Source organism: Bacillus cereus group sp. BfR-BA-01349, from assembly GCF_022663795.1.
In the GTDB taxonomy this organism is placed as follows: domain Bacteria; phylum Bacillota; class Bacilli; order Bacillales; family Bacillaceae_G; genus Bacillus_A; species Bacillus_A cereus.
Window position 1 is genome coordinate 166810 of the sequence record NZ_JAKUGE010000001.1, and the last position, 23389, is coordinate 190198.

Sequence of the window (23389 nt, forward strand, 5' to 3'; positions counted from 1 at the left end):
ATGTAAGAAACTATCATCTTTCAACTTCGGTCCACTAATCGCACAACTCTCTTTAGACAAAATAGATGACTATTTTCAAAGTACATATTGTCTTCATTCTGACCAAAACCAACCCTATCTAGATTTTTATTTCCACATAACTTTAAGGCAAAAATAAGCCTTCACAAAGGGATACACTACATTGGTTAGTATGTATCGTAAAACTTACCTTTATAACCATTCTTTTTTACTAGATATACATGAAAACTATCTCGCATATAAAGGTCTGATATCATTCTTTATATCAGTATTTTTTTCGACTTTTTTTGTCGAATTGTGTATATTTCCATAGAACTGTGTAAATATACATTTTGTTTTACGTTAAACAATTTTACTTTGAACATAATTCTGTTTGTCTGAGAACGTGTATAGAAATGGAGGGATAGCAAAAAGCAAAAAGTAAATAGCTTAACAAATACTTTTAATATTCCATTTGTTCATGTGGAATAAGTCCCCAATGGACAAATGAATGTTCAGAGGAGGAAAAATGAAAAAACTTTTCAATGTATGTTTAATTGTATTCGTACTATTTTCGCAACTTGCTAGTTTTCCATACAATCAAGTAAAAGCGGAAACCTTAACAGGAGATTCCTTATTTGACACTGTTGAAATGAAAGATGCAACGAATCATATTATTGACGAAGCAAAAAATCCTAACAATTTAATAAAGATAGGATCAACCATTCAAGTAGAATACGCTTGGTCAATAAAGGATCGACAAGTTGCACACGCAAATGATACAGCAGTAGTTCAAATACCACTTGCATTAAAAGTATCTAAAGATTTGCAAGGGGATTTAGTAACAGATCAAAAAAATATTGGTCAATATTTTATAACAGCTAAAGATAATAAATTAAAATTAATATTTAATGATCAAGTAGAAAATTTGAAAGACGCTAAAGGAAAAATTAAATTTGATACTGTGTTTAACTCAACTTTAAAACCTGGGGAAAAATCAGTTCAAATCGCTTTTCCTTTAGGAACAATGGTTCAGCCTATATCAGTTCCCGTTCAAGTAGAAAACTCTAAAGAAGATGGCACCAAACAGGATACTAATAAACAAGCGCAAGATCCAGTAGCTAAACCTGTTACTGACAATCCGGAGCAAGATCCAGCAACTAAAACTGTTACTGATAATCCGGAACAAAACCCAGCAACTAAAACTGTTACCGATAATCCGGAACAAAACCCAGCAACTGAAACTGTTACTGATAATCCGGAACAAAACCCAGCAGCTAAAACTGCCACTGATAATCCGGAACAAAACCCAGCAGCTAAAACTGCCACTGATAATCTGGAACAAAACCCAGCAGCTAAAATTGCTACTGACAATCCAGAACAAAAGCTATCAAGCGACCCTGCTGAGAATACAAATTCAGGTCCAAAGCAAATAACAACAAACATTTTAACCGGTGTAAAGTTGACGGATAAAGACGGAAAACCATTTACAGAGGATAACCGTCCAAGTACAGATTCCCCTGCCAATATTGAGTTTACATGGGAACTTTTAAAATCAATGAATGTGAAAAATGGAGATTACTATATTTTTGATCTTCCTAAACATTTTAAGATTTACAATACAATTAACAGTCCTTTATATGATAGTGAAAACCATCAAATTGGTAATTTTACTGTTACAAAAGATGGAAAAGTCACGATGACATTCAACGATTATGTTGAAGAGCATCCAGATGTTGCTGGTAACCTACAATTAAAGACAGAATTTAATAAAGCTGAAATTAAAGGTACAACAACACAAGAAATTCCTTTCCCGATTAAAGATAAGGATGTTTCTATTACAGTTGACTTTAAGCCTAATGTACAAACAGCTACGAATAAAAAAGGATTACCTGATAGACCAATTAATACAAATGAAATTAATTGGAAAGTAGAGATGAACAAAACGCAAGACACCCTTAAAAACGCTATTTTTAAAGATAACATTCCACAAGGTACAAACTTAAATAAAGATTCTATTAAAGTTTATTATTTAGAAGTTGATGTTAATGGGAATGTAACGCGTGGTGCAGAAGCTGAGCCAACAGATTACAATATTATTTCATCAGATGGTTCAAAATTGGAGATTGCTTTCAAAGATTCTATCAATAAAGCATATCAAATCGAATATACCACAAAAATTACTGATGAAAATATTAAAAGTTTCCGAAATAACGTTACGATAACGAGTGATAATCAAAAGCAACAAAACGCAAGCTCTACTGTAACGGTTTCTCGTGGTACACACTTAAATAAAACAAGTAAATATGATCCAAAGACGCAAACAATTGAGTGGACAATTACTTACAATGGTGATCAAAGAGAGATCAAAAAAGCAGATGCGATTTTAAAAGATATTTTTGACGATACACACGAACTAGATGCAAATTCTATTGTTGTAAAAAACGCTTCATATAATGAAAAAGGAACGCTTGTAACAGGGGACGCTGTTAATAATTACACTGTAAGTAACAAGAAGAATGGATTCGATTTACAGTTTAATGATGATATTAATAGTGCTTATGTGATTACCTATAAAACCAAGCCAACTAATAAAGTTATAGAAGATGGAAAAGTAAAAAATAAAGTTACAGCTGATAATGATTCAAGTAAAGAAAATGAAGCTAGCTTCAAGCAGCAAAATATTATTAAATTTAATAATAAAGCTGAAACAAATTATAAAGACAAAACAACAACTTGGACAATTATAGTAAATAATAACAACTATCCATTAAACAACGCGATTATTACGGACACCTTTGATCATGGTGGATTACAATTAAAAGATAAGAAACTAGAAATTAAAGACGGAAATTATACCCTTCAAGCTGGGACTGACTATGTTTTAGATGTAACAGATAAAGGCTTCAAAATCACTCTTATAGGTACGTATCAGTCTAATATGACAAAGACATTAGTCGTAAAATATACGACAGACTTTGATTATACAAAGCTAGAAAGTGGTAAAACTTCATTTAAAAATACAGGTAACCTTTCTTGGATAGATACGGATTCTAATCCACAATCAAATAAAGTTGAAGCTAATTTCGATCCTGATACTTTCACAAAGGCAAATGGTTATAAATACGGTTCTTATAACGCCCAAACGAAGGAAATTACTTGGATAATAGGCTTTAACTATAATAATGTTGAGATTAAAGATCCTTATGTTATAGACGTCATACAAGATAAACAAAAGTTAGTGCCTGGATCCATTGAAGTGCGCGATATGATTTTAAATGGAAATCCTGATAATGCACAACCTGGTAATGCTGTACCAACTGAGAAATATGAACTTGAAGAACCTACAGAGGAAAATAAAAACACCCTAAAGGTTCATTTCAAACAATCAATTAATTCACCTTACTATATTATCTTTAAAACAAGCCTTGATGGTGAACTTATCCAAGGCACCTACAAAAACGAGGCAGATTTAAAAGATGGCTCTAAAATCGTAAACACCCTTACAGGTGACACTCAAGTAAATAAAGGTGGCAGCTTCGTTACTAAAAAAGCTGTGCAAGACGACAACTATATTAATTGGAGTATTGCAATTAACGAAAGCCAATCAACCATTGCAGATGCCGTTGTAACAGATGACCCAACCGAAAACCAGGTAATTGTGGAAGATTCATTCCACTTATATCCTACAATTGTTGATCCATATGGAAATTTAACAAAAGATACAGTAAACGAATTAAAAGAAGGAACAGACTATAAACTCAAAATAACAACAGACAATAATACCGGAAAGCAACATTTCGAAATTGCCTTCTTGAAAAAAATTGATCGAGCTTATATTTTAGAATATCGCTCACTTATTAATGCAGATGATAAAGAAAAAGTAAGTAATAAAGCGAAAATCACAGGCAATAAGTTGACAGTTAAAAACACAGAAACTACTGAAACGATTGAAGTGAGAATGTCTTCTGGTTCAGGCGGAGGATCTGCTACTAAAGGCCGTGGAAACCTTGAAATTATAAAGGTAGATAACGACAATAAGAACGCACTATTAGCTGGGGCAGAATTTACTTTATACGATCGTACAGGTAAAACTGTTATCCGTAAAATTACAACAGACAAAGACGGTATCGCTAAATTTAATAATTTAAAACGCGATAAATATTTATTAAAAGAAACAAAGGCTCCTGAAGGCTATGTAATTAGCTGGGATTTAAAACAAGGGAAAATTGTTGAACTTGGTACACAAGAGACTACAACATATAAACTTGCAAATAAGAAATTTGTCGGTAAAGTAGTTTTAACAAAGTCTGATGACCTGAATAAAAATGTCACACTGCAAGGTGCCGTTTTCACACTACTTGATAAAGACAAAAAAATAATTTCAGAACACGAAAAATTAACAACAAATGATAAAGGACAAATTACTGTAGATAATTTAAAACCAGGAACTTACTACTTAAAAGAAATAAAGGCTCCTGAGCATTATCAATTAGATGATCGACTTATTGAATTTACAATCGAGGAAGATCAAACAACAGTAATTAATAAAACGGCCCAAAACAGCTTAATTAGAGGCTCAGCTATCCTAACAAAAGTTGATAAAGAGGGTAATCCTTTAGAGGGTGCTGTATTTAGTGTACGGGACCAAAATAACAAAAGAATTCCTGGTTATACCAAATTAACGACAAATGGTAACGGACAAATCGAAGCGAAAAATTTACTTCCTGGAGAGTACCAATTTGTTGAAGAGAAAGCACCTGAACATTATGAAATAGATAAAAAACCGCTTAAATTTACAATTGAAAAAAGCCAACAGAAAGCACTTACTGTTACCGCGACAAATCACCTCATTAAAGGTGGTGTCACTTTAACGAAATTCGATGATGTCGATGGCACTGCCCTTGAAGGTGCTGTATTTAAAATTGTCGATGCGAATGACGAGAAACAAGTAATTCGTGAAAATATAAAAACAGGTTCAGATGGAAAAGTTACCGTTAAAGATCTAGAGCCTGGTGTTTATAAATTTATCGAAACAGAAGCTCCTAAGGATTATACGTTAAGTACAAACCCTATCGAGTTTACAATTGATAAAAGCCAACAAGCTCTTGCTACTGTTACGGCAAATAACAGCTTAAAAACGGGCGAAGTTGAATTATTAAAAGTTGATGAGTTTGGTGAGAAAAAACCACTTGAAGGTGCTGTATTCAAGCTTGTCGATACCAATAATAATGACGTTTCCCCTCACACTAACTTAACTACTGATAAACACGGTAAAGTTAAAGTTAGTAACCTACGTCCTGGTACGTATAAATTTATTGAAATAGCAGCTCCTGAACATTACGTTTTACGAGCAGAACCTATTGAATTTACAATCGATAGAAGTCAGAAAGAAACTCTACTTGTGAAAGCTGAAAATGCTTTAAAACCAGGAGATGTTGAATTAACAAAAGTTGATGATGTCGATGGTACAGCTCTTGAAGGTGCTGTATTTAAAATTGTTGATGCAAATGATGAAAAGAAAGTCATTCGCGAAAATATAAAAACTGGTGCGGATGGTAAAGCTATTGCTACTGGCTTACGCCCTGGCGATTATAAATTTATCGAAGTAACAGCACCGAAGTATTACGACAAAAATACAAAACCAATTAAATTTACGATTACAGAAAGTCAAACAACTCAGGCTACTGTTACCGCTAAAAACAGCTTAACAAAAGGCGGTATTGAGTTAACAAAAGTGAATGCTGCAGATGAAAAGGAAACACTTGAAGGTGCAGTATTTAAAATCGTTAATAGAGATACTAATGAAGATGTTCGTACGGACCTTGTTACGAATAGTAAAGGAATGCTAGTTGTAGATGACTTACGTCCTGGTAACTATAAACTTATCGAAACAAAGGCTCCAACTTATTACGATGTAAATGTAGAACCAATTGAATTTACAATCGAAAAAGGACAACAAAAACTCCTTCCACTTACATTTAAAAATAGTTTAACGAAAGGAAAAGTTAAACTTATTAAAGAAGATGATGTGGAAAGTAGTAAAGCTCTTGCCGGCGCTGTATTCACATTGCAAGACGCAACTGGCAAAGAAATTATGAAAGATTTAACAACAGATGATCACGGAGTATTAGTTATTCCTGATTTAGCACCAGGGGATTATCAATTTATCGAAACAAAAGCCCCTGAACATTATAAATTAGACAAAACACCTATTAAGTTCACAATTAAAAAAGGTAGTAAGGAAGATCTTCCTATCCCTGTTACTGTAAAAAATAGTTTACTTACAGGTGGCGTCACTTTAACAAAAGTTGATGATGTTGATGGCACTACTCTTGAAGGTGCAGAATTTATAATCGTTGACGCTCATGATACTAAAAAGGTAATTAGAAAAGGTTTAACGACTGATAAAAACGGTAAAATTACTGCTTCTGATTTACGTCCTGGAGACTATCAATTTATTGAAGTAAAAGCTCCAAAAGACTATACCTTAAGCAAAGATCCTATTCCGTTCACTATCGAAAAAAGTCAAAAAGAGAATATTACTGTTACTGCTACTAACAGTTTAAAGAAAGGTGCGGTAACATTAACAAAAATTGATGACATCGATCGTACGATGCTTGAAGGTGCAATCTTTAAGATTGTTGATATGAATGGTAAGGAAGTTCATACGAATCTTGTTACTGATAAAAACGGAAAAATTTCTGTTTCTGATTTACACCCTGGAGACTATCAGTTCATTGAAACAAAAGCTCCTGAGCACTATGTATTAGATGAAACAACGATTCCATTTACAATTGAAAGAAGTCAAGCGAAAGAGATCAATGTTACAGGCAAAAATGCTTTAAAAAAAGGTAGCGTTGAACTAACAAAGATTGACGATATTGATATAAATACAAAACTTTCTAACGCCGTATTTAATTTATTAGATGCAGACGGTGAGCTAGTTGAAGAAGGCTTAAAAACAAATGCTGAAGGTAAAATTGTTGTTGAAAATCTACGTCCTGGTACGTATCAATTCGTTGAAACAATTGCTCCTGAACATTACGATTTAGATAAAAAACCTATCGTATTTACAATTAAAAAGAGCCAAACTGAAACTCTTCATATCACTGCTACAAATGCTTTAACAAAGGGTGCAGTTAAACTTTCTAAAGTAGACGATGTTGATGGCACTGTTCTTAAAGATGCAGTATTTAAAATTGTTAATATGAACGGTGATGTAGTTCATAAAGACCTTGTTACAAATGAACAAGGAATAATCGAAATTAACGACCTACGTCCTGGTGATTACCAATTCATCGAAACGAAAGCTCCTAAGCATTACGTTTTAGATGAAACACCAATCAAATTCACTATTGAAAAAGGACAGAAGAAAGTTATTTCTTTAACTGCTACAAATAGCTTAAAACAAGGTAGTATCGAATTACTTAAAGTTGATGATTTAAACACTCAAACAAAACTTGCCGATGCGGTATTTCATTTACTAGATCAAGATGGCAAAGTACTTAAAACAGATTTAAAAACAAACAGTGAAGGTAAAATCGTTATCGAAAACTTACGTCCTGGTACGTATCAATTCGTTGAAATAACGGCTCCTGAACACTATGATTTAGACAAAAAACCAATTATATTTACAATTAAAAAAAGCCAAAAAGATATTGCTACCGTTACTATGAAAAATAGTTTAACAAAAGGCGGCGTGGAACTTTCTAAAGTGGATGACGTCGATGGCACTACTCTTGAAGGCGCAGTATTTAAAATTGTGGATATGAATGGCACTGTAATTCGCAAAGATCTTGTTACGAATCAACAAGGTAAAATTAGCGTTTCTGACCTACGTCCTGGTGATTATCAATTCATCGAGACAACGGCTCCGAAACACTATGATTTAAACAAAGAGCCAATTCCATTCACAATCACAAAGAGCCAAGCTGATCCTATCTCCGTTACAGCTACAAATAGCTTAACGAAAGGCACTGTGGAACTTTCTAAAGTAGATGATGTAGATGGTACTGCTCTTAAAGATGCGATATTTAAAATTACTGATATGAATGGTAACGACATTCGCACTGAGCTTACAACAGATGTACATGGAAAAATTTCTGTTTCTGATTTACATCCTGGGGACTATCAGTTTATTGAAACGAAAGCTCCTGAACACTATAAATTAGATAGTACACCTATTAAGTTTACAATTAAGAAAAGCCAAAAAGAAAAGCTCCAAGTTACTGCTACAAATAGCTTAACTGAGGGTGCTGTAGAATTAATAAAAGTGGATGATATAAATCCAGATACAAAACTTTCTGATGCAGTGTTTAACATCATCGATGCGAAAGGTAAAATTGTTCGCACTGATTTAACTACTGATAAAGATGGGAAGATTTCTGTTTCTGATTTACGTCCGGGAGATTATCAGTTCATTGAAACGAAAGCTCCAACTGGCTATGATTTAAACGTTAAACCAATTCCTTTCACAATTACGAAAGGACAATCTCAGGTTACCTCTGTTACAGCCTTAAATAGTTTAACAACAGGTTCAATTGAGTTAACTAAAGTTGATATTGATCACCATGGAACACTTGAAGGTGCCATTTTCAATATTTTAGACCAAGATGGAAAAGTCATCCGAGAAGGTTTAAAAACAGATCAACACGGAAAAGTAATCGTAAATGATTTGAAACCTGATAATTATCAATTAGTAGAAACAAAGGCTCCTAAAGGCTATCAATTAGATGCATCACCAATAAACTTTACAATTGATAAAGCCCAAGCTACGCCACTACAAATTACAGTTTCAAATAAAAAAATTGAATCTTCTTCAGGTGGAGATGACAAGCCAATTACTCCTCCAAATAAAGAAGAAAACAAAAGCAATGAAATATCTGAGAAACACGAAAACGGAACTTCCGAAGAAACATCGAATAAAACAGATAACAAACAGCAAGATGATCGAAATACGGATAAGTACCTTCCAAATACAGGTCATAAAGAAGACCCTACACAAACAGTAGGTATTGTTCTTCTACTAGCTGGATTATTAAGTATTTTAGCTACAAAACGCAAAAAAAATTATTAATAATTTTTTCACATCCAATCAATCTCTCAATTGATTGGATGTTTTTTTATACAAAAAGGACGATACATAAAGTATCGTCCTTTTAACGGGGTGAGGCTGCCCAAAAGTACGGAAAACCTTTGAACAGCCTCTTATTTTCATATGGATGCCTTACATATATCACTGATAATAATTATGAAATGCGGAAACATAATTACCATCAACTGATTCAAACATGAGAAATGAAACCCTACAGTGGTTCCATTCCTCTACATAATCTAAAGTTTGGGTACACTAGATTCATGCAATGTAGGAGCTTTCAGAGTAGAAAGCGAACCTTCGTTTAAAATGATAGCATACATATCTCCCTCAAAAATATGCAAATATGCATATATCGTTTTTTATTTCTCAATGTCAGAATATTGAAAAACAAAGGGTGTGAAGGTAAAATAAAGTCATTATCCGTCTTCTTTTGTCAGTCAGAGAGAATAGAAGAATAGGAGAGGAAAAAATGAGAAAATCATTGAAACAAAAAATAGTAAGCTCTTTGCTTGCTGTATCACTTGCTGTTAGCTTAGCTCCAATTGGGCAAGCAAAAGCGGATTCCACGTCAGAGGTTACACAAACTCCATCTATTACAAAACAGATTGATCCAAACCGCGCGATTGAACATGTTCGTTTCTTATCTGAAACAATTGGTCCTCGCCCCGGTGGAACAAAATCCGAAGAATGGGCTTCTCGTTACATTGGTATGCAGCTTAAATCAATGGGCTATGACGTAGAATATCAACCATTTCAGGTGCCCGATCAATACGTTGGATTCATTGAATCACCACTATCAACAAAACGTAATTGGCAAGCTGGTGCTGCTCCTAATGCACTAATTTCTACAGAAGCTGTTACAGCTCCCCTTATCTTTGTTGAAGGTGGGACAAAATTAGAAGATATTCCAAATGAAGTAAACGGTAAAATTGTTTTATTTGAAAGAGGAACGACAGTTACCGACTATAATAAACAAGTTGAAAATGCTGTTAGCAAAGGTGCAAAAGGTGTTCTTTTATACAGTTTAATTGGCGGGCGCGGAAATTATGGACAAACCTTCAATCCCCGCCTAACGAAAAAGCAATCTATCCCTGTCTTTGGTCTTGCTTATGCGCAAGGAAATGCATTTAAAGAAGAAATCGCTAAAAAAGGGACAACAATTCTTTCCCTAAAAGCGAGACATGAATCTAAATTAACATCTCTAAATGTTATCGCCAAAAAGAAACCAAAAAAGAGTACAGGTAATGAAAAAGCAGTCGTTGTAAGCTCGCACTATGATAGTGTTGTCGGAGCACCTGGCGCAAATGATAATGCTTCTGGAACTGGATTAGTATTAGAACTAGCTCGTGCTTTTCAAAATGTAGAAACTGATAAAGAAATTCGCTTTATTACCTTTGGTTCTGAAGAAACTGGATTACTTGGTTCGGATTATTACGTGAATAGTCTATCCCAAAAAGAACGCGACCGTATTTTAGGTGTCTTTAACGCCGACATGGTTGCAACAAATTATGATAAAGCAAAGAATTTATATGCTATGACACCTGATGGCTCTACAAACTTTGTAACAGACGCTGCCTTGCAAGCAGGTAAACAACTAAATAATAACCTCATCCTACAAGGTAAATTCGGTTCTAGTGATCATGTTCCATTTGCTGAAGCTGGTATTCCTGCTGCTCTATTCATTTGGATGGGTGTCGATAGTTGGAATCCATTAATCTATCATATTGAGAAGGTATACCATACACCTCAAGATAACGTATTAGAAAACATTTCACCTGAACGAATGAGAATGGCATTAGACGTTATCGGAACAGGAGTTTATAACTCGCTTCAAAAACCTGTTCCTCAAACTGAACAGAAAGCTGCTTAATCATTTAAAATACCACTGATTTTATCAGTGGTATTTTATTGAGAAAAAATATATATGCATAAAAGCATATTTTATCCTACCCATTATCGTATACAATATTAACTATAACAAAACTGATTACAACTAATAAGGAGGCTTTTTCTATTATGAAAAAAATGATTTTAGCAGGTGCATTAACTTTAGCAGGAATTACTGGAGCTACTGCGTTTATTCCTGAAACAAAAGTCGCTGCTGCCGCTCAAGAACAAAGCTTTACAAAATTTTATTCTTTGCAAACTGGAGGTAGTTCTGAACAAGAACCTATTTTCCTTCAAAAAGGACAAGAACTAACAATTCATCCTAACAGCAAAACTCCTAGTTACAGTGTTTATGACTCAAATCATAACCTTATTGGACGTTATTCTGATGGTTACGGCCGAATTTTCACTGCAAAAACAGATGGCAATATGTATGTTCAATTTCATGCACCTTACGTTTACTATAGTCCTGTTAGTTTTTCTGTTACTTATACTATTCAATAGAAAAGAGGTCCTTTATAGGACCCTTTTATTTCTCTTCCCAATTCACTTTTACAAATCCATCTTTTACTTTTAATCCGCTTATATTCAATACATATTCTTCATTTGCTTTTAAAGTAACTGTAAAAGTACCTTTTTTCGATTCACAAATTTCCTTTAACTCTTTTATACCTTCTCCTTGTCTTTCATACACACTAAAACATAAGTTTCCTCGTTTTGCATCTGTCTCATAAGAAAATGTCACTTCTGTATCCTTTTCATACTGAAATTCAATATCCTTACCGGCAATATCCCATGATGAGAATTTTGCCTTGTAACTTGTTTTCCCTTGCCTCTCATTTGCTAAATATATATCTCCGGCTCTCCACGCATCATCTAACGTTTGTGCAAAAGTAAAACCACTAAGTAATACAAACATTGTGCTTGCCAATATCGCAACTAATGTTACTTTCTGTTTTTTAACAAAATTCACCTTACATTCTCCTTCAACCTTCTTTTTACTTCTTCTTACCATATATAATAAAAACCCAATAAAGAATGGCAATATAACTGCTAAAATACTCCATCCTTTGCTCATTTGATGCGCTTTAGCATCTGTATATACCCATGACGCAACACATATTAAAAGTGCTATAAAAGCCAAAAACATTGTAATCCCAGCTATCTCAAATACTACAAATGGATTAGCGAACTCTATCATCTAATTTATACTCCTTCTTTAAAAATGACTGTATTACAACATATATCGGAACGTATACGTGCATCATAATCACACTTGCTATCAGCATAGGAATTTTATGATCCAAATGAGTGATAAATTGTTCTATAACAATTGTTAACAAAACAATCCAAATGGCATGAATACTAATTAGCCACCTCTTCTCTAACTTCTGAGCCTTTCGCACACTCTGCTTCGTGTTATTGATTAGCTCTTCGCTTGGAATTATCTCTCCTGCTAAACTGCTCTTTATTTTCTGTTCAAATTTATCTTCCTTCATGAACGAACCCCTCCAAATGTTCTCGCATTTTCTTTTTCCCATAATTAAGCCGATACTTTACCGTACCAATCGGTATATTTAATATTTCACTCATTTCCTTGTAAGAATATTGTTCATAGTAATAGAGTACGAGTACCGTTTTATATTTTTCATTTAATAAATGTATAACTTCCCATATCATTTCCGCTTCTACCTTTTGAATGATTTCCTCTGATATATTCACATCATCTACAAACTCTACTTCTCCACCATCTTCTTTATGAAATAAATCTAATACGCGATCTTTCCATCTTTTCTTCTTGCGGTAAAAGTCATAAAATGTACGAACGCAAATTGTAGTAATCCACTTTTTATAATTATCCACATAAGAAAGTTGGTGCCTTGATGAAAAAACCTTTATCCACGTCTCTTGAAAAATATCTTCCGCATCTTCTTTCGTTTTCGCTAACTTATAGCATAAGGAATATATTTGCTTCTTATATATATCAATTAATTCTTCTATCTTTTCTTCCATCATACGCCTCCTGTCATTTATATAAGACGACGCAAATTCCTCTTTTGTTTGATAAAATTTTATTTTTTTATTATCTCCACATAAAAAGGCAATCACAACATCGTGTGATTGCCTTTTATTTAAAAACGAAAGTCCGCTTCCGTTTTTCTTTATGTCCAGCTCTGCCTCCTAGCCCCTTCTGTCTAAGAACCTTCCCCACTAGAAGATAAAATGCATCTTCTGTGGGAAAGACCCTTAGCCTTCGGGACTAAACAGTCGGCTCCGCTTTTCTTTATTGTCCAGTTCCAGCGGCTAGAATACTCGGTGGCTTCGCGCCTTCCTCCGAGGCAAAGTACGCCTCTCTGTCAGGAGCTCCATCCCCCTCCTATTCTAAACGAGCCGCTTCCGCTTTTCTTCATTACATTTTTTCTGGTGCAGATACTCCTACGATTGCTAATGCATTTTGAAGTGTAGTGCGTACTGCCTTCATTAACTCGTAACGAGCTTTACTTAATTCTAAGTTATCTTGGTTTAATACTTTTTCTGCATTGTAGAAGCTGTGTAATGTTGCTGCTAATTCAAATGCATAGTTTGTAATACGGTGTGGCAGACGTTTTTGTGCTGCATCCGCAACTACAGCTGGGAATTCACCAAGTTTTTTCAGTAACTCTACTTCTTTCTCAGAAGTAACAAGCTTGTAGTTCACATCTCCGCCTGTAGCTAATCCTAACTCTTCACCTTGACGAAGGATACTGCATACACGAGCATGAGCATATTGTGCATAGTATACTGGGTTTTCATTAGATTTTGATACAGCTAAGTCCATATCGAAGTCTAAATGAGAATCACCGCTACGCATTGCGAAGAAGTAACGCATTGCGTCCACGCCTACTTCTTCCATAAGCTCACGAAGTGTAACTGCTTTACCCGTACGCTTACTCATCTTCATTTTTTCACCGTTTTGATACAGTTGTACCATTTGGATGATTTCTACTTCAAGTGTTTCTTTATCGTAACCAAGTGCTTGAATAGCAGCCTTCATACGAGGAATGTAACCGTGGTGGTCAGCACCCCAAATGTTGATTAACTTATCAAAACCACGCTCTAATTTATCACGGTGATACGCGATATCTGGCGTTAAGTATGTGTAAGAACCATCGTTTTTAATTAATACACGGTTTTTATCGTCACCGTAAGTCATTGAACGGAACCAAGTTGCTCCATCTTCTTCAAAGATCTCTTCGCGCTCTTTTAATACGGCAAGAGCTTGATCGATTTTTCCGTTTTTGTATAGTGATGTTTCTGAGAACCATACATCAAATTTAACACGGAAGCTTTCTAAGTCTTTTTGAAGTTTTGCTAATTCATATTTTAAACCGTACTCACGGTAGAATTCATAGCTTTCTTTTTCATCAGCTTTCGCATAACGATCGCCGAATTCTTCAGCTAAACGTTTACCGATTCCAATGATATCCGCACCATGGTAACCGTCTTCTGGCATTTCTTTATCTAAGCCTAAAGCTTGCATGTAACGAGCTTCAACAGAAAGAGCTAAGTTATGAATTTGGTTACCAGCATCATTAATGTAGTACTCACGAGATACATCGTAGCCTGCTTTTGCTAATAGGTTACATAAAGTATCACCTACTGCCGCACCACGTGCATGCCCTAAGTGAAGGTCACCTGTTGGATTCGCAGATACGAACTCAACTTGTACTTTTTCACCTTTACCAGTATTCGTTTCACCGTAAGCTTCACCAGCGTTTACGATTGTTGGAATTAAATCTGTTAAGTAGCTATTATCCATATAGAAGTTAATAAAACCAGGACCAGCGATTTCGATTTTTTCAATAGAAGCTTTTGCTTTATCGAAGTTTGCAACTAGTTCTTCTGCAATCATACGAGGTGCTTTCTTCGCAACGCGTGCAAGTTGCATTGCCATATTTGTAGAGAAGTCACCATTTGTTTTATCTTTTGGAGATTCTAATACAACGGTTGGAATCTGTTCTTCTGTCGCTAATTCTGCCTTTAATACAGCAGCCTGAATTTCTTCTTTAATCAATCCTTTTACTTGTTCTAAGGAATTCATTATTTTGCCTCCTTCAAATTAATTGTAATAGTATATCTGCCAGCTTCTTGTTCACTTAGAAGCAATGCGTAAGTTAAGAAGAGTTGTCCTTTTTTCTTTTCATCCGACCATTTAAAAAGAACGTTATCAGTCTTTGTTTGCAATGCAAACGTACCAAGTTCACTCGTATACGTACCAGTTGTCCATTCACCTTTCACATGCGTCTGACGCATAGAAACAGCACCTGAACGCATAATGAGAACTTGTTCATCTTGAATTTTAATAATTGTTTTCACTTCGCCTTGTTCGTTCGGCTCCTGGAATGTTACATATGTACCTTGACCTTTTACATAGTATTGACCATTTGCTTCAAAAGCAACGGTTTCCTTCCTCGCCCCTTCACGGATTTCTGTTACGAAATGAACGTGTACCGGCAAGCCTGCAAGTTGTTTCTCCACGTCTTGCACACCTTTCAAATGTTATAGATATTAAATACTACTTATAATAAATCACTTTTCCTATCATATCAAAAAAAGACTCTGTCTGTCTGCTGAAAAATCAGGAAAACTCCATTTCAAAAAATAATTCACTTCTACTTTATTTCATATGATAAAATATTTTTTAAATCTTAATATTCTTTCAATTAAAGAGGTGAATATAGTGATACCAACAAAGTTAAAAAAGGGTGATGAAATACGAGTGATTTCACCATCGTGTAGTTTAAGTATTGTTTCAAATGAAAATAAAAAATTTGCTATAAAAAGATTAACCGACATGGGCTTTCAAGTTACATTCTCAAAATATGCCGATGAGATAGATCGATTTGCTTCCTCTTCTATTTCTTCCCGCATTCAAGACCTCCATAAAGCATTTGGAGACCCTAATGTAAAAGCTATTTTGACGACACTTGGCGGATACAACTCCAATGGTTTATTGAAACATCTCGATTATGATCTAATTCGTAAAAACCCGAAATTTTTCTGTGGTTATTCAGATATTACTGCTTTAAATAATGCAATTTACGCAAAAACAGGTCTCGTTACATATTCAGGACCCCATTTCTCTTCCTTTGGAATGGAGAAAGGGCTCGAGTATACAACCGATTACTTTTTAAAGTGCTTAACTTCTAATGAGCCTATTGAAGTCCTGCCATCTGAAACATGGAGCGATGATTCTTGGTATATAGATCAGGAAAATCGAGAATTTATTAAAAATGAAGGATACGTTTCAATTCAGGAAGGAGAAGCTACGGGAGATATTATCGGTGGCAATATGAGCACATTTAACTTACTGCAAGGCACACCATATATGCCAAATTTAAAGAACAAAATTTTATTTATTGAAGAAGATAGTTTAACTGGAACATCTACTCTTAAAACTTTTGATCGTTATTTACATTCCCTTATGCAGCAGCAAGATTTTGAATACATAAAGGGAATCATTATAGGAAAGATGCAAAAAGGTGCAGAATGTACGATAGAAGACATTCAAGAAATGATTGCTTCAAAACCTGAACTTGCACATATTCCTATCATTGCAAACGCAAGTTTCGGGCATACAACCCCGATTTTCACTTTTCCAATTGGTGGACGTGCAAAAATTATTTCTAACAAGGAAAAAACATCTATCACTATTTTAACGCACTAAAAAGGAGCGAATGAGTCGCTCCTTTTATGGTTTTTCTATTTTTTCCAACGCTTTTTGTGGAATAGATTCTTTCGGGATTTCAGCCCATCCTTTTCCTTGCATACCTTTTGCATAAATTTTTATAAACGCCCCCGTATGCAATTCACGGTTCATCATTCTTTTAATGATCTGTAACTTTCCGTCTTCTGTATACCCTTTAAAAGTATACAAGTATTCTCCGTCTTTTTTCTCACCTTTATCTATAACCGCATAATAATCTTGTATTTCTTTATTTGAAAAGAAGTTGTCTACAAAAGCATGTACACCTTCTGTTTTTGTGTTCAAATAATACGCTGTTCCACCTAGAATAATGGCGAATACAGCTAAAACTTTAATTACCAATTTCATACATGAACCTCCTGTTTGCACTTCTTTCTCACTAGTATTATATCTATACTTGTATTATACGGAAAAGAGCATACTATACTCTATCTAAAAGTCTTACACTTTCCTTACATTATTGTAAGGGATTTTTTCTTACAGCAAGTTCCCAAGAAAAAATTTTTCCGTTTCATACACTTTTATATTATTATTGAATGATACGAATTTTTATTACAAAAATCAAAGGAGACAGTTTTCAAATGGCTATCTTGCAAGGTTTAGCACTATTACTTGTTGTACTTTGTCTATTTACACTTTTTAGTTACCGTGCGCCTTATGGAATGAAGGCGATGGGTGCTTTAGCTAATGCAGCAATCGCAAGTTTTCTTATTGAAGCATTTCACCGTTATATAGGTGGAGAAATGTTTCATAATGACTTTTTACAATCAGTAGGAGAAGCTTCCGGTAGTATGAGCGGTGTCGCAGCAGCGATTTTAGTCGCATTAGCAATCGGTGTTTCCCCCGTATACGCTGTTTTAATTGGTATCGCTACTAGTGGATTCGGTATTTTACCAGGATTTTTCGCTGGATACGTTTGTGCTTTCGTCGTGAAATTTCTCGAAAAGAAATTACCAGCTGGCGTGGAATTTTTAGCAATCCTATTTATCGCTGCACCAATCTCACGCGGAATGGCAATGCTTATGGATCCGCTCGTTAACGCAACACTCGGTAAAATCGGTTCTATGATTTCAGTTGCAACTACAGAAAGTCCTATCATTATGGGTATTATGCTTGGTGGATTAATAACAGTTATTTCTACCTCTCCACTGAGTTCTATGGCACTAACTGCAATGCTTGGATTAACAGGTTTACCAATGGCGATTGGTAGTCTTGCCGTTGCGGCCTCAGCCCCGATGAACTTTATTTTCTTTAAACGATTAAAAATTTGTTCAAAGAAAGATACAATTGCTGTAGCAATCGAGCCTTTAACACAAGCCGATGTTGTCTCAGCAAATCCAATTCCTATCTATATGACAAATTTCGTTGGCGGTGCACTTGCCGGTATTATTACATCGCTATTCCAACTTGTTAATAATGCACCAGGAACAGCATCACCAATTCCAGGTCTTCTTGTCCTATTCGGATTTAATGACGTTATAAAAGTAACGATCGCTGCCGTACTATGTGGAATCGTTACCACTATTGTCGGATACATTGGATCTATTGTGTTCCGTAAATATCCAATCCGCTCTGCTGATGAAATTCGCGGAGTTACTTCGGAAGAGAAGGTTGCATAAAAAAAGAGCTATTCCCATCGTTTGAGAATAGCTCTTTTTTGTGTTGCGTAACGGTAAATGAAATTATATCGGCGGTTTTTTAAATATATCAGCGATTTTTTTAATATATCGACTTACCGACACATAACGACAAAGTAAGAGCCCTCTAATCATATAGAGGGCTCTTACTTTATCTAGCTGCAGCGGCTAGAATGATCGGTGGCTTCGCTTCTTCCTTCGAGGCAAAAAGCGCCTCTACGTCTGAAGCTCCATCCCCCTCACATTCTGAGCGAGCCGCTTCCGCTTTTATTTTATCCAGTTACGCCTCCTAGACCCTTGCGTCTAAGAACCTTCCCTGCCAAAAGGTAAAAAGCACCTTTTGCAGGAAAGAACCTTAGTCACCGGGTCTAAACAGTCGGCTTCACTTTTATTTCACCCAACCGAGCAGCATTTCCCGCACGAATTTGCTTGCTGCGACTGATGTTTGATCACTATGGTCGTAGACTGGAGCTACTTCTACTAAGTCTGCTCCAACTACATTTATATTTGAATTTGCAATTGCTACGATGGAATCTAATAATTCTTTAGATGTGATACCGCCAGCTTCTAACGTTCCTGTTCCTGGAGCGTGAGCTGGGTCTAATACATCAATGTCGATTGTGACATAGACTGGGCGGCCAGCAAGTTTCGGTAATACTTCTTTTAACGGTTCTAATACGTCAAATTTGTATAAGTTCATACCTACTTCTTTCGCCCATTCAAATTCTTCCTTCATTCCAGAACGAATTCCGAAAGAATATACGTTTTCCGGACCAATTAAATCACACACTTTACGAATTGGTGTAGAGTGGGATAAAGGCTCCCCTTCATACGATTCACGTAAATCAGTATGAGCATCCATGTGGATGATTGCTAAATCCGGATATTTTTTTGCCATTGCCTTAAAAATTGGCCAAGACACTAGGTGCTCACCGCCGAGACCTAGTGGAAACTTATCGGCATCTAAAAGTTTTGATACATACTCTTCAATCATGTCTAAGCTGCGTTGTGCGTTTCCAAATGGTAATGGGATATCACCCGCATCAAAATATTTTACCTCTTCTAGTTCACGATCTAAATACGGGCTATATTCTTCAAGACCGATTGATACTTCACGAATACGTGCAGGGCCAAAACGAGATCCCGGACGGTAACTTACTGTCCAATCCATAGGCATCCCATAAATAACTACCTTTGACTCTTCAAAACTTGGATGACTTTTAATAAATACTTTACCTGAATAAGCTTCATCAAAACGCATATTCTTTTCCTCCTTATGTGGAACTTAAGGTATCCCAACCTTTCACTATTTCTCAAATTTGGAGCGAATTGCTCCTCTTTCTCGATTTACCGGGTCTTCTTTTTAACAACAAGAAGACGATTTTCTCTACAGAAGTGTAAGTAGCTAGCATGTTCAAGTCTTCTGGACAAACACCTTAAATGAGCTACTTACACTTTATTTGTTTGATACAATTCTCTTACTTAATTAAATCGCCAACAAATTTCGGTAATGCGAATGCTGCATTGTGTAATTCTTTTGTGTAGTATTTCGTTTCGATTTCGTGGAAACGCTCTTCACTTACTTCTAGTGGATCATGTTTTTTAGATCCAATTGTGAACGTCCAAAGACCACTTGGGTATGTTGGAATATTAGCTGTGTATAAACGAGTAATTGGGAAAATCTCTTTTACATCTTTAAACACAGTCGTAATTAGTTCTGGTGTAAACCAAGGGTTGTCCGTTTGTGCAACAAAAATACCATCTTCTTTTAACGCTTTAGAGATTCCAGCGTAGAAACCTTTCGTAAATAAGTTTACTGCTGGCCCTACTGGCTCAGTAGAATCTACCATAATTACGTCGTATTCATTTTCGCTTTCTGCGATGTGTAGGAAACCGTCTCCTACTTTTACTTCTACACGCTCATTATCTAATGCACCTGCGATTGATGGTAAGTATTGTTTAGAGTACTCAATTACTTTTCCATCGATTTCAACAAGAGTTGCTTTCTTTACACTTGGGTGTTTTAACACTTCGCGAATAACACCGCCATCGCCGCCGCCAACAACTAATACGTTCTCAGGATTTGGATGTGTAAATAAAGGTACGTGCGCTACCATTTCGTGATAAACGAACTCGTCCTTTTCTGTTGTCATAACCATGCCGTCTAAAATAAGCATGTTTCCGAACTCTTCCGTTTCAACCATATCTAGTTTTTGGAATTCTGTTTGCTCCGTATGTAATGTGCGGTTAATACGCGCCGTAATCCCAAAATGTTTTGTTTGTTTTTCAGTGAACCATAGTTCCATCGTACAATCACGCCTTTCAATGCAAATTTATAATAGGGACATCATTAATGTCCCCTAACAAAAATAAAACAAAACATCCAAAATGTATAGTTAAAAGTACAAAAATACCGAAAATATATTTTAGTCAGAGGGTTCTAACATATGTGCGGAAAGGGTTTGCACCGTAAAAGGAAAGAAAACCCTTTCTTAAGAAAGGGCTTTTGTCTCTATTTCTACTGGTTTACGAATTGGAATTAGGATCATAATACAACCAACTAACACAACAATTCCACCTACTAAAAACGGACTTTGTGGTGAAACAGTATGACCGATAATTCCTGATAAAATTGGAGCAATCGCACCACCTAACCAACGAACAAAGTTATAAACACCTGACGTAACAGATCTTTCATAAGGTGAAATATCCATTACATAACTTGTATATAATGCATTGTTTAAGCCAGATGCCAATCCTGATAAAACGATAAGAGTAATTTGTAACCACATAATTTTCACAAAGAATAGTGCAATTAAGAAAATCGCAAATACGAGTAAACTACCCTTTAATAATGTTTTTGGTTCATATTTCCCTTCTAGCTTATGTGCTAAAATTGCAGAACCGTAAGCTAACGCGAGCCCCCATCCGCAAAATACAAAGCCTAATTGAATAGCTGATAAATGCATAATAAGTGGTGAATATGCTAACACAACGAAAAATCCGTAGTAGTATAACATTCCTGAAATCGCACCTTGCATAAACGGTTTATACTTCACCAGGTTAACTAATTCTCCTACGCCTGCCACTTTACGCTTCACTTTTCGCTCTGGTTCTTTTACAAAAAAGAATACTAAAATAAATGCTAAGAAAATTAAAATACTCGTCGCGAAAAACGGATAACGCCAAGAATGACCACCTAATATCCCGCCTAATAATGGTCCGCCAGCCATGCCTAAACCGATAGCTGCTTCGTATAATCCTACTGCTTCATGAACTTCTTTACTTAATGCTATTAATAGCGTCATTGCTGTAGCAAAAAACATCGCATTTCCTAATCCCCATCCAGCGCGGAAAAGAGATAATTGAGCAATCGTTTGCGATATACCGCATATAAACGCAAATACAGTCACAATTGCAAGGCCGATTGTCATCATTCGTTTATCACCAAATCTCGATGCAAATATACCAGCTGGTAACATCATGATTGCCATCGTTAAAATATAAGCGGTAAATAACATTTCAACTTGCCAATGCGTTGCACCGATTTTCTCAGCAATAATTGGCAAAATTGGGTCAACTACCCCTATACCCGAAAAGGCAAGGAAGGTAGCCACCACTGTAATCAATCTCCCTAGTTTTTGTTTGCTCTCCATTTTGATTACTCTCCTTTTGTGTTCTCTAAAAATGTTACTGCACGATGTAAACTATCTTCGAGTTCTGCCTTTACACGTTGCATTTGCTCCATTTTTTCGTCTAGCGTTTGCACTTGTTGTTCAAGCATCTCTTTAATTTCTTGAATCACTTCACGGTCACGAGGATTTTCACTACTTCTTCTTTGCTCCATTCTTTCTTTTAACGATAAAAAATGCTGCATCTCTTGAAGCGTAATTCCTAACACTTCTTTCGCTTCCACAATTTTTTTAATTCTGGCGATATCCCCGTCTGTATACAGGCGAATGTTCCCCTCACTACGTTCAGGGGGATGAATTAAACCAATTTCCTCATAATAACGAAGTGTACGTTTTGTTAAACCGACTTGCTTTGTTACTTCATCAATTTTATACATGTTTATTCCTCCCTTCACTTAATTATTACATTTTACGTTAACGTTAACTTTTCTGCAACTGTTAGACTTTTGTAAATGTTTGTCATATTCAATTGTATTTTCCCTAAAGCAGTTTCATAATGAAAGAAAAGAGATAGTAAGGAGAATTTCACATGAGTAAACCACTTATTTTCGCTCACCGCGGAGTAAAAGGAACACATCCCGAAAATACGATGATTGCCTTCCAAGAAGCAGAACGCATTGGCGCTCACGGAATTGAACTCGATGTCCACTTATCAAAAGATGGTGAACTTGTCGTAATTCACGATGAAACCGTCGATCATACAACAAATGGCGTTGGACTTGTTTCGGAAAAAACGGTAGAGGAACTACAATCATTGGACGCTGGTAGCTATAAAGACCCTTCTTTCCATGAAGCAAAAATCCCAACGTTGCGTGAGGTTTTCATTTGGCTTTCCACAACGAACTTACAACTAAATATTGAATTAAAGACAGATGTTATTCATTACCCAAATATTGAGGAAAAAGCTGTTGCACTTGTGCGTGAATATCATCTTTCTAATCAAATTGTATTTTCATCATTTAACCATGACTCTGTTTCATTATTAGCAGAAATTGCTCCTGAAATCCCAAGAGCAATTTTATATGATACACCACTTGCTGATCCAATTGCCGAAGCAAAACATAGAGAAGCAAATGGATTACATCCAAACTTCCAGTTATTAACGAAAGAATTTGTGCAGTTAGCACAAGAGCAAGGGTATGTTTTCCGTCCATATACAATTAATGAATACAAAGATTTACAAACTATGATTGATTATGGTGTAGATGTCATCATTACTGATTGGCCAGCACGTGCCTTTGAGCTCCTTTCTTAATGGAAGGGGCTTTTTTATTTTCGAAATTTCATTGTTTAAAATAAATGAAAACCCTCAATACTAATACAATAACGC

Annotated in this window: 16 protein-coding genes; 6 read left to right on the top strand and 10 right to left on the bottom strand. The window is 35.6% G+C overall.

What is annotated here, in order from left to right:
- Nucleotides 1-526 precede the first annotated feature (526 nt).
- The 3 genes from MR169_RS00795 (at nt 527) to MR169_RS00805 (ending at nt 11488) form a co-directional block, all read left to right on the top strand.
- Nucleotides 527-9076 carry a SpaA isopeptide-forming pilin-related protein gene (locus MR169_RS00795; RefSeq protein WP_242318747.1) on the top strand — a complete coding sequence of 2850 codons (8550 nt, stop codon included), beginning with the start codon at nt 527-529 and terminating at the stop codon, nt 9074-9076.
- Nucleotides 9077-9566: 490 nt separating this feature from the next.
- On the top strand, nt 9567-10967 hold the full coding sequence (locus MR169_RS00800; RefSeq protein ID WP_001232213.1) for a M28 family metallopeptidase: 1401 nt from the start codon (nt 9567-9569) through the stop codon (nt 10965-10967).
- 146 nt (nt 10968-11113) lie between these two features.
- Complete coding sequence (locus tag MR169_RS00805; protein WP_000738221.1) at nt 11114-11488, top strand: hypothetical protein; 375 nt, start codon at nt 11114-11116, stop codon at nt 11486-11488.
- A 25-nt stretch (nt 11489-11513) separates the two neighbouring features.
- Here MR169_RS00805 and MR169_RS00810 read toward each other — a convergent pair whose 3' ends face one another.
- The 5 genes from MR169_RS00810 to MR169_RS00830 all read right to left on the bottom strand — a co-directional run bounded on the left by MR169_RS00810 (nt 11514) and on the right by MR169_RS00830 (nt 15502).
- Nucleotides 11514-12185, bottom strand: a complete 672-nt coding sequence (locus tag MR169_RS00810; protein ID WP_000568890.1) for a hypothetical protein — start codon at nt 12183-12185, stop codon at nt 11514-11516.
- Entirely contained in the window at nt 12169-12483 is a 315-nt protein-coding gene (locus MR169_RS00815; protein WP_000656689.1) for a hypothetical protein, read from the bottom strand. Before MR169_RS00815 ends, MR169_RS00810 begins: the two co-directional genes overlap by 17 nt.
- Nucleotides 12470-12997: an RNA polymerase sigma factor gene (locus MR169_RS00820; RefSeq protein ID WP_000391477.1), complete on the bottom strand. Its 528-nt coding sequence runs from the start codon at nt 12995-12997 to the stop codon at nt 12470-12472. The genes MR169_RS00815 and MR169_RS00820 overlap by 14 nt, the downstream gene beginning before the upstream one ends.
- A gap of 397 nt (nt 12998-13394) precedes the next feature.
- Nucleotides 13395-15065 (bottom strand): arginine--tRNA ligase, encoded by a 1671-nt coding sequence (gene argS / locus MR169_RS00825; protein ID WP_098616160.1) that lies wholly within the window; start codon nt 15063-15065, stop codon nt 13395-13397.
- Nucleotides 15065-15502, bottom strand: a complete 438-nt coding sequence (locus MR169_RS00830) for a YwiB family protein (protein ID WP_000414867.1) — start codon at nt 15500-15502, stop codon at nt 15065-15067. The genes argS and MR169_RS00830 overlap by 1 nt, the downstream gene beginning before the upstream one ends.
- A 202-nt stretch (nt 15503-15704) precedes the next feature.
- On the opposite strand from MR169_RS00830, the gene MR169_RS00835 reads away from it, so the two are divergent.
- The gene (locus MR169_RS00835) at nt 15705-16691 is read left to right on the top strand and encodes a S66 family peptidase (protein ID WP_098616161.1); all 987 of its coding nucleotides are present in this window, start codon (nt 15705-15707) and stop codon (nt 16689-16691) included.
- A 24-nt stretch (nt 16692-16715) separates the two neighbouring features.
- Here the strand turns inward: MR169_RS00835 and MR169_RS00840 are convergent, their stop codons facing one another.
- Nucleotides 16716-17078 (bottom strand): YxeA family protein, encoded by a 363-nt coding sequence (locus MR169_RS00840; RefSeq protein WP_000779920.1) that lies wholly within the window; start codon nt 17076-17078, stop codon nt 16716-16718.
- A gap of 233 nt (nt 17079-17311) precedes the next feature.
- On the opposite strand from MR169_RS00840, the gene MR169_RS00845 reads away from it, so the two are divergent.
- Complete coding sequence (locus tag MR169_RS00845; RefSeq protein ID WP_000996328.1) at nt 17312-18349, top strand: PTS sugar transporter subunit IIC; 1038 nt, start codon at nt 17312-17314, stop codon at nt 18347-18349.
- A 406-nt stretch (nt 18350-18755) separates the two neighbouring features.
- On the opposite strand, the gene speB is transcribed toward MR169_RS00845, so the two are convergent.
- The 4 genes from speB to MR169_RS00865 form a co-directional block, all read right to left on the bottom strand.
- Nucleotides 18756-19628, bottom strand: a complete 873-nt coding sequence (gene speB / locus MR169_RS00850; protein WP_242318748.1) for an agmatinase — start codon at nt 19626-19628, stop codon at nt 18756-18758.
- A gap of 217 nt (nt 19629-19845) precedes the next feature.
- Nucleotides 19846-20673, bottom strand: coding sequence for a polyamine aminopropyltransferase (gene speE, locus MR169_RS00855; RefSeq protein WP_000424696.1), 828 nt, complete (start codon nt 20671-20673; stop codon nt 19846-19848).
- 186 nt (nt 20674-20859) lie between these two features.
- Nucleotides 20860-22023 (bottom strand): MFS transporter, encoded by a 1164-nt coding sequence (locus MR169_RS00860; protein WP_242318749.1) that lies wholly within the window; start codon nt 22021-22023, stop codon nt 20860-20862.
- 5 nt (nt 22024-22028) lie between these two features.
- Nucleotides 22029-22436, bottom strand: a complete 408-nt coding sequence (locus MR169_RS00865; RefSeq protein ID WP_061664282.1) for a MerR family transcriptional regulator — start codon at nt 22434-22436, stop codon at nt 22029-22031.
- A gap of 152 nt (nt 22437-22588) precedes the next feature.
- Here MR169_RS00865 and MR169_RS00870 point away from each other — a divergent pair, with 152 nt between their 5' ends.
- Nucleotides 22589-23314, top strand: a complete 726-nt coding sequence (locus tag MR169_RS00870) for a glycerophosphodiester phosphodiesterase (protein WP_242318750.1) — start codon at nt 22589-22591, stop codon at nt 23312-23314.
- Nucleotides 23315-23389 lie beyond the last annotated feature (75 nt).

Coding starts and splice junctions, on each gene's coding strand:
- MR169_RS00795 (WP_242318747.1), top strand. CDS start 527: ATGAAAAAACTTTTCAATGTATGTTTAATTGTATTCGTACTATTTTCG.
- MR169_RS00800 (WP_001232213.1), top strand. CDS start 9,567: ATGAGAAAATCATTGAAACAAAAAATAGTAAGCTCTTTGCTTGCTGTA.
- MR169_RS00805 (WP_000738221.1), top strand. CDS start 11,114: ATGAAAAAAATGATTTTAGCAGGTGCATTAACTTTAGCAGGAATTACT.
- MR169_RS00810 (WP_000568890.1), bottom strand. CDS start 12,185: ATGATAGAGTTCGCTAATCCATTTGTAGTATTTGAGATAGCTGGGATT.
- MR169_RS00815 (WP_000656689.1), bottom strand. CDS start 12,483: ATGAAGGAAGATAAATTTGAACAGAAAATAAAGAGCAGTTTAGCAGGA.
- MR169_RS00820 (WP_000391477.1), bottom strand. CDS start 12,997: ATGGAAGAAAAGATAGAAGAATTAATTGATATATATAAGAAGCAAATA.
- argS (WP_098616160.1), bottom strand. CDS start 15,065: ATGAATTCCTTAGAACAAGTAAAAGGATTGATTAAAGAAGAAATTCAG.
- MR169_RS00840 (WP_000779920.1), bottom strand. CDS start 17,078: ATGAAATTGGTAATTAAAGTTTTAGCTGTATTCGCCATTATTCTAGGT.
- MR169_RS00845 (WP_000996328.1), top strand. CDS start 17,312: ATGGCTATCTTGCAAGGTTTAGCACTATTACTTGTTGTACTTTGTCTA.
- speB (WP_242318748.1), bottom strand. CDS start 19,628: ATGCGTTTTGATGAAGCTTATTCAGGTAAAGTATTTATTAAAAGTCAT.
- speE (WP_000424696.1), bottom strand. CDS start 20,673: ATGGAACTATGGTTCACTGAAAAACAAACAAAACATTTTGGGATTACG.
- MR169_RS00860 (WP_242318749.1), bottom strand. CDS start 22,023: ATGGAGAGCAAACAAAAACTAGGGAGATTGATTACAGTGGTGGCTACC.
- MR169_RS00865 (WP_061664282.1), bottom strand. CDS start 22,436: ATGTATAAAATTGATGAAGTAACAAAGCAAGTCGGTTTAACAAAACGT.
- MR169_RS00870 (WP_242318750.1), top strand. CDS start 22,589: ATGAGTAAACCACTTATTTTCGCTCACCGCGGAGTAAAAGGAACACAT.